The sequence below is a fragment of the Streptomyces sp. WM4235 genome (assembly GCF_001279725.1).
Taxonomy (GTDB): Bacteria; Actinomycetota; Actinomycetes; order Streptomycetales; family Streptomycetaceae; genus Streptomyces.
In genome coordinates this window covers 19,799-36,607 of the sequence record NZ_LGDE01000425.1, presented here as the reverse complement: position 1 = coordinate 36,607, position 16,809 = coordinate 19,799, and the positions used below count along the sequence as shown (strand labels likewise).

Sequence of the window (16,809 nt, the reverse complement as noted above, 5' to 3'; positions counted from 1 at the left end):
CTTCCGATCCTCAGCACGCCGACCGCCGGCCGGCGTGCTCCACCGGGGCTTCACTCCCACCGTTCGCCCGCTTCGCGCGCGGAAGACCGAACCGACATGGCCGCCCGGCGACCGCTGCCCGCGGACTCCGAGCTCGTCCAGGCCATCGCCGTCCTCGCCCGGGCTCGGGCATGAAGAGGGCGTAGTGGTCGAGAGTGATGGGGCGCTGGAGTGGCCGAGCCATCGGGCGACCGGATCTGGGTCCACCACCCGTCATTCTCGAGGCCGGACGAGCCAAGGGCGCACCGTGTTGAACGGTTCGTGCCCTAAGTCTTGGTAGCGGTTGGTCTGGACGAGGAGGGCTCCGCTGCCGGGCACGGCGGATACTTCAGCGATCTTGTGTTGAGAGAACATGTGGTCCCAGACGATGCGGTGCTTGGCGGCGTCCCAGATGACGACTCGGTCGGGGGTCGAGGTTCCAGCTGCGAAGTAGCTTCCCGAGCCGAACGCGGTCACGGTACCGACGAAGTCGTCGGGCCGCGGTGAGAGTGTCTTGTCCTCCAGGACGGCCCGTTTGTCAATGTCGACGACCACGGCATGCCCGTCCACAGTTCCGTAGGTGGCGTAACGCCCGTCGGGGCTGAGCGCCACGCTGGCGGCCGGGCACGCGCAGGTGATCGGCTTGGAGGCTTTCGCCGGCGCGTTGAGGTACCAAATGTCGATGCCTTCCGCGCCGGCGGCCAGGACGCGGCCATCGTCGGTGATGGCCCGGTCGTCGTAGGCGGATCGCCCACCGTCAGGTACTGCCTTCGGTGGCAGGGTTCGGGCCTGCCTGGTGCGGGTGTCGATGAGGGTGATGGTGAATTGGCCGTAAGCAAGCTCGGTACCGGACCGATTCAGGGTGACGGGGCCCTCGGTGAGGTCGATGCGGAAGTCGTTCGGCGTGCCGCCCCGAAGACCCTGGACGCGGACCAGGCCGGTTGCATCAAAGACGGCGACTGTGCGGCCGTCGCCGGAGAGCGTCAAGTCGCGCACCTGGGCCGGTACTGACGTCAATACGGTAGAGGCCGGGGACTGGCCGGGCCTCATTTCGATGGTGATCACTTTTCCTTGTGACGTACCCATGAGGAACCGTTTTTCGTCTACTGCGGCAACGGCGGTCACACGCCCTGCCCCAGTCACGCTTGGCACCTCGGTCAGGGTGAAGGCGGCTGAAGTCGACGGGGATTGCGGCGGTTCAGCTCGCCGCATCCACCAACTGACACCCACACCGATCGCTACGGCCACGAGCAAAGCGACGACCATGCCCCGGTGCCCGCGCGTGCGGGGAGCCCGGCCTGCTGTGTGCCTCATCGGGTTCGCTGACCCGAGGTCTGCGGAATCTGGAACGCTTCGCCGACAGAGAGCCGCTGCGGTGTGGAGGTGGCACCAGCGTCGTGGACGGCCCACGCACCCTGGAAGTCCCACTCCCACGAAGGCCCCGCAGGCCGAGGAACCGTTCGAAAGGGTTTCCCACTGTCGTCGACCAACTGAGTCGACGCCTCAGTACCCAAGGTCATGTCGAACTCCAGCCGCCAGGAGTAGCGGCCATGATGTGCCGTGGCGGTGATGGGGAAAGTCTCCGACTCACCCTTCTTGACGGTGAAGCCAAAGGGTCGGCCACTCGGCGATGTGTAGACGGCGCGGGGTGACGCCTTGTCGAGGTCAACGCTGATGGGGTGGGCATTTGTCTCACCGGCGGAGGGGCAGACCACTCCGACGGCGCGCGACGGCTCTTGCCTGTCCGCAATGAGCACTCTGAGGTTGGAGATCTGCACGTCCCCGTCGACGTTGCCCTGGACCACGACCTGAAACTTGCTCTGCGGGGCGTCGGTTCCACCGTGCTTGATCAGCCAGTCATGGAAGCCGTCACACCCTTTCCCCGGGCCTGTAGTGGGGCGCTCACCGATGGGCATCGCCCCATGGATCGCGTCGTTGTTGAAACTGCCCACTCGGTACGGGTTCGTCTGCACCGCGACCTTGACCCACGGGCCATCGTCCCTGAACCAGGAATCCAACACGCCGGTGAAGTGGGTAACGGCCCACGTGGCCAACCCGGCAACAAAGGTGGTGAGAATTTTCCCAGGGAGGGTGGAGAAGAGGCCCCGCCACCCCCTGTGTTGCTCTGGTACGTTGCCCGGCGGCTGACCTTCAGAGCTGTCATCTGGGTGGTCGCGGTCTTCCGTCGGCACAGGACACCACCGGTATCTCGAGGGCAAGCCTTGGTCGACTGCCGCCCGGGTATCGAGCAGCGAGACCAGGCTAGGCAACGCCCGGCCTGGAGCTGTACACCCCGCGCCGGGCGTTCGAGTGCCAAGAGATGGCTCGTGCCGCGGCGAGGTGCGTCGGCGTGACGTCGACAAAGCATCACGGCCGAACGCCGTGTACAAGGCAGGACGGAACTCACGCTGGGCTGCTGCTGAAGCAGGTGCGCACTACCGTGCGTGGTGATCACAGTACGAGGAAACGGGCGCGGGGCTTCGTAGACCGCCTCCCTGACCTCTGGTTCGCGTTGGCGAGGGAACGGCGCCTCTGTGCACACCCAACTCTCCACCCTCGTGATGTACGGAAACTGGTGCCGGGCCGCCGCGAGCCACGGATCCGCACGTTCCTCTTCCGGCTGGAGCAGCAGCGCGAGGAGCGACGAAGAGTAGCCGGGCCCGCCGTGGAGATACTCGTCCGACCAGCGTGACAGCAGGCTGCGCAGCATCCAGGCCCCAGTGGTGTAGCTGTCCACCTCAAGGTGGAGCCATTCGCGCCGCGGACTGGACCTCTTGAGTCCCCATGGGTAGCTCGGGACGGTCTCCGGCTTGAGTACGTTCTCGAAGACGCTTGCCTCGACCGGCCACCATGATGTGGCTGACGGCACCCGTTACGAGGCGCCGTTACGGCGTTCGATCACATTCTTGGCCGACCGTGGCCTTGGCGTCGGGGACCGGTGTGGGTGCGATGTTGTGGTTGTGGGCGCGGAAGACGTTCTGCGGGTCGTATTGCTGTTTGATGCGCTGCAGGCGGGCCAGGACGTCCGGGGCGAACACATCGGACGCGACGGCCTGCCGGGACGTGAAGTTCTGGTAGAGGCGGCCTGTTGACCAGGGCGTGAGGTCCTTGAGTAGTGCGTTCATGTCTTCGGTTCCGGCGTCGACCACTTCCGGCGGCCCTACCGTTGCTCCCCACACGAGGAAGGCGGCGTCCCGGGCGCCTGCGGCGCTGGGCAGGCGTGGCTCCCGGCTCAGGGCACCGGCCAGGTGCCGGATCTCCAGCACGGTGACCACACTGCCGGAGGCGGGGCCGACTTGCTTGAGCACGGACGCGGCCACCTCGGGGGTCAGCTTGGTCAGCAGCATGCTGCGGTCCTCGTACGGAGCTGGGTCCGTGGGGTCCTGGTGTACCTCGGCGAACGTGTCGTAGCCGCGCCGGCCGACCGTGTCCGCCAGCGGGGCGCCGACCGCGCGCAGTGGTGCGATGAGCTCCTCCGCCTCGGTGTCCGAGCCGAGGTAGGCCACCCGGACGTGAACGGTGAACCGGCCGCGCAGCAGCTCCGGGACCTCTGGGATCGGCGGGAAGTTCAGCAGGGCGACCGACACCGTCAGCTCGTCCGGAGCGTTCTCCACGACCTGCCGGTAGGCATGCAGCACGGCCTCGGCGTGCTCCGCCGGGTGGAAGATCCCGCCGCCGTAGAAGGTGGTTACCGGGAACAGGTCGAGCTCCAGGGACGTCACGATGCCGAGGTTGCTGCCGCCTCCGCGCAACCCCCAGAACAGGGCGGGGTCCGACTGCGCGGTCACGTGCCGCAGTTCGCCGTCGGCCGTGACGACGTCGATGGCACGGACGTGGTCGGCGGCCCAGCCGTAGGTGCGGCCCAGGACCGGGCTGAGGCCGCCGCCGAGTGTGTATCCGACGACACCCACACCGGCGCTGGAGCCGTTCAGCGGCGCCAGACCGTAGCGCTGCGCCGGCTCGACAACGTCACTCCACAGCGCGCCGGCCTCGATGTGGGCGCTCGCCGTTGCCGCGTCGACCCGCACGGTCCGCATGGTGCGGGTGGTGACCAGGACGGCTCCGTGGCTCGTCTGCGGGGGAAAGGCGTGATGTCCGGTCGACAGAACGCCCACCGCGAGCCCGTGAGCGGCGGCGAACCGGACCGCGATCTGCACGTCCTGGGGCGTCTGGGCAGCGACCACGAACGCGGGGCGGATCCGCGAGCGCATGTTGAACGCGGAGACTTCCCGTGCGTAGTGGGGGTCGCCGGGCGTGCAGACCCTCCCCGAGATGTTCGCCTTCAACTGCTCCAGCTCTTCGATGGCTTGCTCGATCAGGGCGTGCCTGGATTCCTGGCTCATGTGCTGTGCCGTCCTTCGGTGGCGAGGTGCCTGGTGAGGGTGGGCGGTCCGCGATGACGGTGTCGTCGCGGTGCGGCCCTTGGACCATCGAAAGGCCGGTTGCTGTCCTGGGGCTTTCCCGGCACTGTCCGCACGCTGACGAACACCCGTGGTCGCCCGCTTCCCTGGGCGGACCCGCGGTCTGCTTCTCCACCATCCCTGTCCGGTCACCGGGGGTCTGGCCTGTGGCCCCCGGCGGCAGAGCGTCAGAACCTTTCCGGGGTGGGATCCGTAGCAAGGGTGCTGCCGCCCCGGACGAGCCGGAGCGGCCAACCGCACCGCATTCAGCAGGAGTTCTGATGTTCCGTACTTTTCGTGCCACTTCACTCGCCGCCCTCTCGGCCGCCGGAATCCTTCTTGTCTCCGCCTGCGACGGGACCGGCAGCACCAGTGGGGTCGCCGCCAGTGCGAGAGAGGACGCCGGGGCGGCGGCCTCTCCGAGCGCCGCAGCGGCCGGCGCCGCGGGGCTGTCCCTCCTGAGCGGCACCGCCCGCCAGAACGGCGCCGACCCGAGTGCCGGCGACCTCGAACCGGCTGCGGCTCCCGCCGTGGCCTCAGCGGCGAAGAAGCCGGTGGCCCGCGCGTGGGTACAGCTGTCCTCCGGCAAGGCCGGTGCGCTCGACCCCGTGGTACTCAACGGGGCCGGGTTCACGCTGTACCGATTCGACAAGGACACCACGAACCCGTCGAAGTTCAACTGCTCCGGTGCCTGCGCCGATACGTGGCCGCCGTACCTGGTCGCCAAGGGCGGCAAGGTCTTCATCGACGGGATCCAGCCGTCGGCCATCGGTTTCATCCCGCGCGACGGCGCCTTGCAGGTGACGATCGGCGGCCGGCCCGTCTACCTGTTCAGCAAGGACACCAAGCCCGGCGACACCAACGGGCAGGGCGTGGGCGGCACGTGGTTCGGAGTGACGCCGGACGGAAGGAAGTCCGGACGGCCCGGCGCCACCGGCACCCCTCCTGTCACCTCCACGACTGCGTCGGCGGCGCCCGCGACGAACGCCACTTTCTTCGACTCGGCGAACTTCGCCGACCCGGCCGAGGGGATCACCGGACCGGACTGCAAGCCGGTCCGCTTCTCCGGCTCGCTCCAGATGACCGGCACCGCCAAGATCTGGGACGGTCCGAACTGCACCGGCAAGTCCCTCCTCGTCCAAGGTGATGTGCGGGACTTGGTCGCCGTCGGGTTCCCGGCCGTGAGGTCCATCCGCTTCCTCGGCTGACTCGACTTCCCGGGCGGGCGGGCGGCAAACTCGCCCGTCCGCACCGGCCGGCGGACTCCGCGGGGCCGGTGCTCCGCGCGCCGGCCCCGCCCGCTCACGCAAGGGGCCGGTGCGGGCATGGCCGGCTCACCCCTCCTGTCACGGGATACTCACGTATGCACTTTCGCCTGCTCGGACGCCTCGACGTGACTGCCTCCGACGGATCCTCGATCGCCCTCCCCGGTGCCCTCGCCAGGGCAATCGTCGCCCGCCTCGCCCTGGCCGGCGGACGGCCCGTCCAACGCGATGTCCTCATCGACGAGCTGTGGAGCGAGCGCGAAGCCAGGAACCCCGTCAACGCGCTCCAGGTACAAATGACCAAGCTGCGCACCGCGTTCACCGAACGGGGCGAGGCGGGCCGTCTGGCGATGCTGGCCGGCGGCTACCAGCTCGCCCTGGACGACAGGGACCACGTCGATGTCACCGCCTTCGAAACCAGCGTCCGCCAGGGCCGCGAACGTCTGCGGACCGGAGCCTACGAAGACGCCGAGGAGATCCTCCGAACCGGCCTGGGCCTGTGGCGGGGCCGGGCCCTGGAGGACCTGGCCGACGGGGTGTTCGAGGGCGAGCGCCGCCGGCTGGAGGAACTGCGGCTCACCGCCCTGGAGGACGCAGCCCATGTGGGACTCCAACGGGGCCGGGCCCAGGAGCTGATAGCCGAACTCACCGCCCTGCTGGCGGATCATCCCTTCCGGGAGAAGCTGCGCGGCCAGCTGATGCTCGCCCTCTACCGCAGCGGCCGGCATCCCGAAGCACTCGACCTCTTCCACCGCGGCCGCATCCTCTTGGACGCCGAGCTCGGCCTGGCGCCCTCACCCGAGCTGCGCGCCCTGCAGAGCGCGATCCTCGAACACGACCCGGCCCTGATGGCTTCCACGATCGCCCGAAGCGCAGCGGAGCGCCTCCCGTCCTCCGGGCTCTCCGGCTCCGGGCACACGGAGGGCAATCTGAGCCGTTCCCTGGGCCCATACGTCGGCCGACGCGGCGCCCTCCGGGCCCTACGGGAGACGATCACCCGCGAGCGCCTGGTGACGCTCCTGGGTCCCGGCGGGGTCGGCAAGACCCGGCTCGCACTGGAGGCACTCTCCTTGCCCGACTCCCCCCTCGGGGCCCTGTGGTGGATCGACCTGGCAGCCACCGGTGAGGACGGCGTCCTCGCAGTCCTGGCCACCACGCTCGGCCTGTCGGACGCGTCGGTGGTCACCGACCAGCGCCCCCTGGACTCCCTGCGGCGCGTCATCTCCTCCTTGGAGAGCCGCACGGCGATCGTGGCGTTCGACAACTGCGAGCACGTCCTGGACGCGGTCGCGCCCCTGGTCAACACTCTTCTCGACGCCTGCCCGCAACTCACCGTCGTGGCCACCAGCAGAGAGCCGCTGGGTATCGCGTACGAGGCCCACTTCACGGTGGAGCCGATGACCGCCGAGGAGGCCGGGGAACTGTTCACCCTGCGCGCCGCCAAGATCAACCCTTCGTTCGCGGCGGAGCCGGGCACGCGCCAGGACGTGCTGATCCTGTGCCGTCGTCTCGACGGTCTCCCGCTCGCCGTCGAGCTCGCAGCCGCACACGTCCGGATGCTCTCCGTGGCGGAGATCGACCGCAGGCTCGATGACCGTTTCGCCCTCTTGGTGAAGGGAGATCGCACGGCACCCGCCCGGCACCGCACGCTGCGGGCGGTCCTCGACTGGAGCTACGCGCTGCTCGGCGGCGCAGAACAGGAGGTCCTGAGCGAACTCGCCCTGCGGGTGGGCGGCACCGCACTCGACGACGCCGAGCAGACCGGCACGCTCGCCCCGGAGATGACCGGTGCACCCGACGCCGGCCACGGTGGCGGTCTGCTGCCGATTCTGACGCAACTGGTCGACAAATCCATGCTGTTCACCGTTCCCGGCGGATACGGCACCCGTTTCCAGATGCTGGAAACGGTGCGCGAGTACGCACTTGCCCGCCTGCGGACCGAAGGTCGCCTACAGCAGGCCGAGGAGCGCTTCGCCTCCTGGGCTCTCGACTTCGCCGCCAAGCACTCCGCCGCCCTCCATTCACGTGATCAGGCCGCCCACTGCCTGCACATCACCGAGGAGACGGCCAACCTCAGGGCCGGCTCCGAACTGCTGGTCCGACAGGGCCGGGCATCCGAGGCTCTGTTCCTCGAATCCTCCCTCGGCTACTTCTGGTATGTCTCGGGCCGTGAGGAGGAGGGCATCGACCGGCTCGCCCGGACCCTGGACGCCTACGACAGCGAACCGGATGCCTCGGATCCCGCGCGCCGGCCCGGCCCGCGGGAGGAGTGGGCGCTCACCTACACGTTCGCCTGGCTCGCCTGGCTCAACCACGTAGCCGGGCGGCACGAGAGCGCGCTCGGATACGAGGAGCGCTACCGGGCCGCGTGGCGCCGAGCCCGCAACCCGGACGTGGCCGTGATCGGCCCGGTCTACGAGGCGTTGTACGCGCGGCTCACTGCCGACGAGGACCGCGGCGACCTGTTCGCGCGGGCCGAGGCAGGCATCGCCGGCACCGCGTTCCAGTGGGACCGGGCCGTGCTGCAGTACAACTGGTCGACGTACTGCCTGCACGACGGAGACCCGGACGCGGCGGGCGAACACGCGCTGCGCGGCATCGAGGCTGCCCGCGCCGCCGACGACCCCTTCGCTCTCGCGATCTGTCTCACCGCCCGCGGCGACGCGATGGAGAGCGCCGGCCGACGGCAGGAGGCCCGCAGCCTGTGGAGCGAGGCGAGCGAGATCCTGCGGACCATGGACGCCCGCTCGCGCTGGGCCTACCGCGCGCTGCGGCTGGCCTACCTGGACATCGGCGAGGGGGACTTCGACCGCGCCGACCGCCGCATCGCCGAGGTGGAGCGGATCGCCGCCGAGGTCATCTCCTACGACCTCGCCTACGCGGGGGCGAACCTGCGCGCGGTGATCCTGGCCGCCCGCTCCCGGTTCACCGAGGCCGCAGCGGCCCTCAGGGAGGTGGCGAGCGCGGAAGTCGCCCCGCGCCACCGCCGGGCCGTGGCATCCCTGGCCCTCACGATCTGCGGCGAGGGCGGCCCGGCCGATGGTGAGCGGCTCGCCGATGGGCGCCGCGAGGCCGCCGCGATCATCGAGCCACTGGCCCGGGACGCGGTCGGCCTGCTGTTGGCCGAAGCCACCGAGTGGGGCAGCCCCGAACCGGGACGGCGCTACGCACTCCACGAGCGTCTCGCCCGCTCGCCGTCGGTGCGTGCGGCCTTCTGCTGACGGGCTCCGGCGCCCGGCAGGCGTCCGACCGGCCGGACCGTGTCCGCGTCTGAGCAGGGCGCCTTCGAGGGCGCGCAGCGCGGCGTGGGTGCGGGATTTCACGGTGCCGGCGGCTATGCCCAGGGTCTGGGCGGTCTCGGCGACCGACTTGTCGAGGTAGCGGGTGTGCAGGAGGATCTCGCGGTGCGGTTCGCTGAGGTCGCGCAGGGCCTCGCGGACCAGGTGGCGGTCGGTCGCGCTCTCCGCGTGGCTCGGTGAGGCGGGTTCCACCACGTCGAGGTCGCCACTCTCGTACGGGCGGGCCCGGCGGGCCCGGTGGCTGTCGATGACGAGGTTGCGGACGACGGTGACGAGCCAGCCGCGGATGCCCTCGCCGGCCGGATCCAGGAGCGGGGCGTGCTGCCAGGCGCGGAGGATGGCCTCCTGGACGATGTCCTCGGCGCGGTGCACGTCGCCGCCCAGTGAGCGGGCGGCGAGGTGCCGGAGCATGGCGGCGTGCTTGTCATACACGGCGCGGGCGAAGCGCTCGTCGTCGGCTTCGGTTCGTCGAACTGCTGCGGGTGGGGCGGCCGGTGCCGGCGAAGTGGTCATCACCCGACCAGCGTTCGTGGCATCGCTTGCCGGCCGCTTGCCCCACGCTTTCCCTGCCTGTCCGGAGACTGTCGTGGCCTGCGGACAGACGGGTTCCGCCGGAGCCGGCGGGCTACACCATGCCGCCATCCACGGTCAGGTTCACGCGATTCACGGCCGGGTTGTACATCAGGAAGACCGTGGCGCCGACGATGTCGGCCATGGTGGCGAGCCGGCCGGTGGGCGTACGGGAGCGGACCGACTCCAACACGTCGGCCTGCCCGCTCCACGACGGGGTGTCGCTGACGATCCCGGGGTGCACGGCATTGACCCTCACCGGTGCGAGCTCCGCCGACAGGGTCCGCACCATGGAAACCACGGCGCCGTTGACGGCCGTGACGGTCGTGGAGCCGGGGTAGGGCGCGTCCTTCGCGACGCCCCCGAACAGGACGACCGAGCCGGTCGGCGCCATCACCTCCCGCAGGGCTGCGACCGCGGCGGTGTAGCCGACCACCTTGAGCGTGGCCAGGCGCACCGCCCGGTCCACCGAGTAGTCCCGCACACTGTTCACGTCGCGTTCCACGGCCGTGATCACCAGGTGGTCGATCGGGCCGATCCCCGACAGTGCCCCGGCGATCTCGTGCGGCTCAGAGAGGTCGAGGGCGATGCCCCGCACGTCGTGGCGCCCCTTGCCTACCTCCCGCGCGACCCTTCGCGCGCGCTCCGCATCCCGGCCGGTCAGCACCACGCTGTCGCCCTGCCGGGCCAGGTGCTCGGCCAGCTCCCTTCCGATGCCGCTGGTCCCGCCGATGATCACGATGCTCGCCATGCCCGTATCTCCTCGTCCGTGTCCTGAGTCCCCGGAACTCGCAGGGAAAGCAGGGCACCTCCGGCGGTGCCCTCAACGCCCTACGGGGGCAGGGCACCGCCGGTTCTGTGAAGCGGATCACGGCCACCTGCGCAGGGAGGACTGCCGGGCGCGTGAACCGATCCCGTCCAGCGTCCGTAGGGCCGGCACAGCTTCGACAACTTCGAGAATGAGGTGACGGCATGTCCACCACGGACACATTCGCCAAGGGACGCCCGGTACTCCTGCAAGGCGGCACGGTACTGCCGATGGACAACCCCCGGCGGGTGCTCCCCACCACGGACGTCCTGGTCCACGGCGACCGGATCACCGCGATCGGACCGGGACTCGACGTCCCGCCGGGCACCACCGTCATCGACGCCACCGGCGGAATCGTCATCCCCGGCATGATCGACACACACCGCCACATGTGGCAGACCGCGCTGCGCGGCTACGGCGCGGACTGGACCCTGAGCCAGTACTTCGTGTGGTTCTTCATCGACCACGGCAAGCACTTCCGGCCCCAGGACATCCACGCCGGCAACCTGCTCGCCGCCGCCGAAGCCCTCGACGCCGGCGTGACCACGACCGTCGACTGGTCCCACGGGCTGGCCACCACCGACCACGCCCACGCCGCGGTCGACGCGCTGCAGGCCGTGCCGGGCCGCTTCGTCCTCGCCTACGGCAACCTCCACCGGCCCGCCGCCGAGTGGGCCACCGACCCCGCCTTCCGCGCTTTCCTCGACCAACGCGTCCCCCGCAACGGCATGCTGGACCTGCAACTGGCCATCGACCTCGGCGGCGACCCCACCTTCCCCGAGAAGCCGGCCTTCGAAGCCGCCCACGACCTCGGCGCCGCAGTGACCACCCATGCCGGTGTCTGGGGCACCGGCAGGGACCGAAACCTGGCCACCCTCCACGACCACGGCTTCATGCGCCCCGGCACCGTCTACGTCCACGGCTCCTCCCTGAGCGCCGACTCCTACCGTCGCATCGCGGACACCGGCGGATACCTGTCGATTTCCGCCGAGAGCGAGCAGCACGCCGGCCAGGGATACCCGCCCACCCACGCCGCCCGCACCCACGGCATCCCCGTGTCCCTCTCCATGGACACCAGCGTGTGGTGGAGCGCGGACCTCTTCTCCGCGATGCGCGCCACCCTCGCCGCCGACCGCTCCCGCGAACACGCCGACAGTCACGCCCGGGGCGAGACCGTCACCCACACGACACTGCGCGCCCACGACGTCCTGAGCTGGGCAACCCGCGGCGGCGCGGCCGCCCTCGGCCGCTCCCACGACCTCGGCACCATCGAGGTCGGAAAGAAGGCCGACCTGGTCCTCCTCAAGAACGACGAATCCCCGGTCTCCTTCCCGCTCCTGAACCCGCACGGGCACGTCGTGCTCCAGGCGCAGCGATCCGACGTCCACACCGTCCTGGTCGACGGCCACGTCGCCAAGTACCGCCACCGCCTCCAGGGCATCGACTTGCGGGCGGTACGCAGCCACGTCGAAAAGACCGTCGAGCACCTGCGCGCACAGCTCGGCGAGAGCGAATGGGCGAAGGGCCTGAACCCGGAAGTTCCCCGCGCGAAAACGATCGAGGAAAGCAGATACGGCAACCAGTAGCCCTGAATGGCCACTGAGGTCTGCTCCGCTGGGTGGCCGCCGCCGGCCCTGGTGAACCGCAGCTGAGCCCGGCGCACGCACCCCTCCACCTCAGCGTGGTCGACCGCCTCCGGCGCGCGCCGCAGTTCCGCTGTCGCGAGTTCGAAGCCTGCGTCGGCCCGGGAGTCGGATGCAAGGTCGACGCGGTTCTCCAGGTCCGGCGGAGCACCGAGAACGACCGTGGCCAACGTTGCGATCCTCGGCCCCCACCTCGGGGTCGGACCGCCATCCGGGCCCAACCCCGTGTGACATCCGCCGTAGGCTGCCCGCATGCCGACCGAGAACAACCCCGTCAACACCGTCAAGCACTGGCAGGAGTGCTCTGATGTCTATGACTTCCTGGAGCAGATCCGCCTACGGCCCGACATGTGGCTGCCGGGCGACTCACTTCAGCACTTGCACGCCATCCTCACCGGCTACCGCGTGGCACTCGCCGTACACTCCAGCCACGAGCCCTTCGTCTTGTGGCCCGAACAAGACTTCATCGATTGGCTCCACGAGTACTACGGGATATCCAGCTCCCTCACCTGGGCCGCCGAGATCGAGCGCCACACACCGGCCGATTCCACTCCGGTCAAGGAGTTCTTCCGGCTCCTGGACAACTTCAGGCGCGACACCATCCAGGAGCCTGCGCCACGGGAGACGACGGATCGGCTCCCCGGCATCGAGTTCATGAGCAACACCTTCGTGACCCTCTTCTGGCGACGCCGCCTGCTCACCAATGCCCTGGAACAACTTGCGGACCGCGGCTTCCGCATCGTCCACTTGGCCGCAAACGGGTGGACAACGGAAAGGGACATGCACCGAACCATCGCCGCAGCTCTGCAGTTCCCCGACTACTACGGCCACAACCTGGACGCGCTCAACGACTGCCTCGGCGACGTTGCCTGTTATGGCCCCTACGACGATGCGGCCGAGTGCACCGGTCTCGTGCTGTCCTTCACCGACTACGACCACTTCGCTGCCACATCTCCCAGAGCAGCCCAGATCGTGCTGGACATCATCGCCGACCAGGCCCGCCGCGCGGCGGTAGTCCAACGTCGTTTCTTCGCCTTGGTCCACAGCAATGACCCCGACATCCGGTTCGAACCCGTTGGGGCTACGCCGGTCATGTGGAACAGCGACGAATGGCTCGACTCCAAGCGCGGCTGAAGACCCGACACTGGCTGCGGGCACGCATCTCTGGCTCCCCCTCCTTCAACCCTACGGAGGCCCGGGACGTCGCCGGCCAAGGCCGGCGACAGCGAGAGCACCATCTCATCGACCCCGGTCGGCCGGCGCTGCTGCTTCTTGACCATCTGCGGCTCGAACGAGCCCTCCCGATCTCGCGGGACCTCGCGCACGACCGGGCCGACGTCGGTCACGACTGTCTTCGCCGGGTCCCGTTCCCGGTGTTGCCCGAGCCGGGCGTCTCATGCTTCTCGTGCCCGAGGTGGTCGATGATCTCGCCTTCCAGAGCCGCCTCGAGAATCGTCTTCGTCAACTGCTGCAGCAGACCGCCCTGGCCCGTCAACTTGACCTCGTCGGCCTTGGCCCGGTCGACCAGTGGCTTGGACCGCGCTGCCGCGCTGGGCGACCGACCCGGGTCGTCGCGCAGGGTGGCGGTGTCGGCGCTTTGGCGGACTGGGAGTCGATGGCGCAAGCGGTCGGTTGGGACGGCAGTGGTTGCCCGGTGGCGCGCACGCTGCTGACGTACGGCCAGTCGTCGAACCCGAACTCCCCCTACCACGCGGATCAGACCGCGCTGTTCTCGCGGGAGCGGTGGGTGAAGGCGCGGTACTGCGAGCGGGACATCCTCACCTCGCCGGGGCTGAGGGTGGTGTGGCCGCGCGAGCGGCGCTGACACCCGGAGATCCGCGCGGCCCCCGGGACGGTGCGTCCGTCCCGGGGGCCGCGGCACGTGCGGACGGGTCAGGGGCTGACCGCGAGGAAGAGGTACGCGGCGAGCAGCACGATGTGGACGCCGCCCTGGAGCAGGGTGGCCCGGCCGGGCACGATGGTGAGGGCGCTCACCACCACGGTGAGGGCGAGCAGCACCATGTGGATCGGGCCGAGGCCGAGCAGCAGCGGACCGGAGAGCCAGATCGAGGCCAGTGCGATGGCCGGGATGGTCAGGCCGATGCTGGCGATGGCGGAGCCGTAGGCGAGGTTGAGGCTGGTCTGTACGCGGTCGCGGCGGGCGGCACGGACGGCGGCCAGGGTCTCGGGGGCCAGCACCAGCAGCGCGATGATCACACCGACGACGGCGTTGGGCAGTCCGGCGTTGGCGACCCCGCGCTCGATGGTCGGGGAGACGGCCTTGGCGTCGCCGACCACGGCGACGAGGGCGACGAGGAGCAGACCGAGGCTGATGAGGGCGGCGCGGGAGGTGGGCGGGGCGGCGTGCTCGTCCTCCTCGCCGGCGGCGGCCGCCGCCGCGGCCTCGGCGGCCTCGGCTCGGCGGCGCTTGGTGTCCACGGGCAGGAAGTAGTCGCGGTGACGGACCGTCTGGACGGCGACGAACAGGCCGTAGAGGGCGAGTGAGGCGCAGGCCGCGAAGGTCAGTTGGGCGGTGGAGAACTCCGGTCCGGGCTTGGAGGTGGTGAAGGTCGGCAGCACGAGGCTGAGGGTGGCGAGGGTGGCGACGGTGGCGAGGGCCGCACCGGATCCCTCGGCGTTGAAGACGGCGACGCGGTTGCGCAGTGCTCCGACGAGGAGGGACAGGCCGACGATGCCGTTACAGGTGATCATGACGGCCGCGAAGACGGTGTCCCGGGCCAGGGAGGCGGTCTTGGGGCCGCCGTCGGCCATCAGCGTGACGATCAGCGCCACTTCGATGACGGTGACGGCGACGGCGAGGACCAGGGAGCCGAACGGTTCGCCCACCCGGTGGGCCACGACCTCGGCGTGGTGGACCGCCGCGAGCACGGCGCCGCCGAGGCAGAGGGAGACGAGCCCCACCGCGAGTGCGGGCAGATCGCGTCCCCAACTGAAGACGAGGGCGATCAGGGCCACCACGGGGACCACGACGGTCCAGTCGGTCAGGGGCGATCTGTGCGTTGCCGTACTCATATCAGCCAAGTTGCCAGAACTGTCCGCCCGGTGCGGCCCAACCCCCGTCCTCAGGGCCTTGACGTGGCATTTCTCACGAAATCCCCGGGCGTGGCGAGCAGCCGTGAGCCCGCCCCGGGGCGCCTGCATCCTGCACCTCGGGGCGGGTCCGCCGGGACCCGGGGGCCCCGGCGGACGTCCGGGCCGGTTCGCTTCGCGTCACATCGCGCGCGCGTGGCCCTCCCAGTACGGGTCGCGCAGCCGGCGCTTGTACAGCTTGCCGTTGGGGTCGCGCGGCATGGTCTCGATGAAGTCGACGCTCTTGGGGCGCTTGTAGCCGGCCAGTTGCCGCTCGCAGTGGTGGAGGATCTCGGCGGCCAGCGCGTCACCCGCCTCGAAGCCCTCGGCGGGTTCGATGACGGCCTTGACCTCCTCGCCCCAGTCCGCGTGCGGGATGCCGAAGGCTGCGGCGTCCGCGACGGCGGGGTGGGTGAGCAGGGCGGACTCGATCTCGGCCGGGTAGATGTTGACGCCACCCGAGATGATCATGTCGATCTTGCGGTCGCGGAGGAAGAGGTAGCCCTCCTCGTCCATCAGGCCGAGGTCTCCGACCGTGAAGAAGTCGCCGATGCGGTTCTTGCGCGTCTTGCCCTCGTCCTTGTGGTAGCTGAAGCCGCCGGTGTTCATCTTGATGTAGACGGTCCCGAGTTCGCCGGGTGCCAGCCGCCGCGCGTCGTCGTCGAAGATGGCGAGTTCGCTGATCGGCCAGGCCTTGCCGACCGTTCCCGGCCTCTTGAGCCAGTCCTCGGCCGTCGCGAAGGCGCCGCCGCCCTCGCTGGCCGCGTAGTACTCCTCCACGCACCGGCCCCACCAGTCGATCATCGCCCGTTTGACGTGGTCGGGGCAGGGGGCGGCGCCGTGGATGGCGTGCCGCATGGAGGACACGTCGTACGCGTCCTTGACTTCCTGGGGCAGCGCGAGGAGCCGGTGGAACTGGGTGGGGACCATGTGCGTGTGGGTGCAGGCGTGGTGGTCGATGAGCCGCAGCATCTCCCGCGGGGTCCACTTGTCCATGAGGACGAGCGGGTGCCCGATGTGCAGGGAGGCTCCGGCGAACTGCAGGACCGCCGTGTGGTAGAGCGGCGAGCAGACGAGGTGGACGTTGTCGTCGAAGGGGCGGATGCCGAAGATGCCGAGGAAGCCGCCGAGGTACGTCTCCTCCGGGAGCTTTCCGGGCAGCGGCCGGCGGATGCCGCGCGGGCGACCGGTGGTGCCGGAGGTGTAGTTCATCACCCAGCCGAGGGTGCGGTCCGACGGGGGTGTTCCGGGCTGTCCGTCGAGGAGGTGCGCGTAGGGGCGGAAGCCATTGACGGTCCCGACGGCGTAACGCCCGCTCGCGGGCAGGCCCGCCTCGTCGGCCGCGGCGGTGGCGGCGTCGGCGAAGCGCTCGTGGGCGATCAGGACCTTGGCGCCGGAGTCGGAGACGATCCAGGCGATCTCGGGGCCGACGAGGTGGTGGTTGACCGGGACGAGGTAGAAGCCGGCCTGGGAGGCCGCGAGGTAGGCGGTGAAGAACTCGACGCCGTTGGGGAGGACGACGGCGAAGACGTCGCCCTTCTCCAGGCCGGCCGCGCGCAGGCCGTGGACGAGTCGGTTGACGTCGGCGTGCAGACGGGCCGCCGTCCACGTCTCGCCCTCGGGGGTGATCAGGACGGTGCGGTCGGGGTCGGCGGCCGCCTGGGCCCAGAAGCCGTTGGGGGGTTGTCCGTCGCTCATGCTGCTGCTCGCTCCTCT

At 69.9% G+C, this 16,809-nt stretch carries 10 protein-coding genes and 3 pseudogenes; 5 read left to right on the top strand and 8 right to left on the bottom strand.

Translation table 11 applies throughout. The features are described 5' to 3' along the window. Positions 1–252 precede the first annotated feature (252 nt). From ADK55_RS24960 to ADK55_RS24950, 3 genes are all read right to left on the bottom strand, one after another. A complete protein-coding gene (locus tag ADK55_RS24960) occupies positions 253–1,266 on the bottom strand; it encodes a WD40 repeat domain-containing protein (RefSeq protein WP_159041543.1) in 1,014 nt (337 codons plus the stop codon). 62 nt (positions 1,267–1,328) lie between these two features. After that, a complete protein-coding gene (locus ADK55_RS24955; protein ID WP_159041542.1) occupies positions 1,329–2,210 on the bottom strand; it encodes a hypothetical protein in 882 nt (293 codons plus the stop codon). A 693-nt stretch (positions 2,211–2,903) separates the two neighbouring features. After that, positions 2,904–4,361 carry an FAD-binding oxidoreductase gene (locus tag ADK55_RS24950; protein ID WP_053682026.1) on the bottom strand — a complete coding sequence of 486 codons (1,458 nt, stop codon included), beginning with the start codon at positions 4,359–4,361 and terminating at the stop codon, positions 2,904–2,906. A 338-nt stretch (positions 4,362–4,699) separates the two neighbouring features. On the opposite strand from ADK55_RS24950, the gene ADK55_RS24945 reads away from it, so the two are divergent. Both ADK55_RS24945 and ADK55_RS24940 read left to right on the top strand, forming a co-directional pair. Next, entirely contained in the window at positions 4,700–5,626 is a 927-nt protein-coding gene (locus ADK55_RS24945) for a hypothetical protein (RefSeq protein ID WP_053682025.1), read from the top strand. 155 nt (positions 5,627–5,781) lie between these two features. Further along, positions 5,782–8,904 carry an AfsR/SARP family transcriptional regulator gene (locus ADK55_RS24940; RefSeq protein ID WP_053682024.1) on the top strand — a complete coding sequence of 1,041 codons (3,123 nt, stop codon included), beginning with the start codon at positions 5,782–5,784 and terminating at the stop codon, positions 8,902–8,904. A gap of 78 nt (positions 8,905–8,982) precedes the next feature. Here the strand turns inward: ADK55_RS24940 and ADK55_RS36780 are convergent. Together ADK55_RS36780 and ADK55_RS24930 are read right to left on the bottom strand one after the other, a co-directional pair. Beyond that, positions 8,983–9,393: pseudogene (locus ADK55_RS36780) on the bottom strand (sigma-70 family RNA polymerase sigma factor); the annotation flags it as partial. Between the two features lie 214 nt (positions 9,394–9,607). Beyond that, the gene (locus ADK55_RS24930; protein ID WP_053682022.1) at positions 9,608–10,303 is read right to left on the bottom strand and encodes an SDR family oxidoreductase; all 696 of its coding nucleotides are present in this window, start codon (positions 10,301–10,303) and stop codon (positions 9,608–9,610) included. Positions 10,304–10,524: 221 nt separating this feature from the next. On the opposite strand from ADK55_RS24930, the gene ADK55_RS24925 reads away from it, so the two are divergent. Then, positions 10,525–11,946 (top strand): amidohydrolase family protein, encoded by a 1,422-nt coding sequence (locus tag ADK55_RS24925; protein WP_053682021.1) that lies wholly within the window; start codon positions 10,525–10,527, stop codon positions 11,944–11,946. A 309-nt stretch (positions 11,947–12,255) separates the two neighbouring features. Beyond that, on the top strand, positions 12,256–13,137 hold the full coding sequence (locus ADK55_RS36775) for a barstar family protein (RefSeq protein WP_078999377.1): 882 nt from the start codon (positions 12,256–12,258) through the stop codon (positions 13,135–13,137). A gap of 86 nt (positions 13,138–13,223) precedes the next feature. Here the strand turns inward: ADK55_RS36775 and ADK55_RS36770 are convergent. Next, positions 13,224–13,582, bottom strand: a pseudogene (locus ADK55_RS36770) (transposase); the annotation flags it as partial. Between the two features lie 33 nt (positions 13,583–13,615). Here ADK55_RS36770 and ADK55_RS41040 point away from each other — a divergent pair. Then, positions 13,616–13,828, top strand: a pseudogene (locus ADK55_RS41040) (penicillin acylase family protein); the annotation flags it as partial. A 68-nt stretch (positions 13,829–13,896) separates the two neighbouring features. Here ADK55_RS41040 and ADK55_RS24910 read toward each other — a convergent pair. Beyond that, positions 13,897–15,036: a calcium:proton antiporter gene (locus ADK55_RS24910; protein ID WP_053682019.1), complete on the bottom strand. Its 1,140-nt coding sequence runs from the start codon at positions 15,034–15,036 to the stop codon at positions 13,897–13,899. Positions 15,037–15,234: 198 nt separating this feature from the next. Further along, entirely contained in the window at positions 15,235–16,791 is a 1,557-nt protein-coding gene (locus ADK55_RS24905; protein WP_053682018.1) for an acyl-CoA synthetase, read from the bottom strand. Positions 16,792–16,809 lie beyond the last annotated feature (18 nt).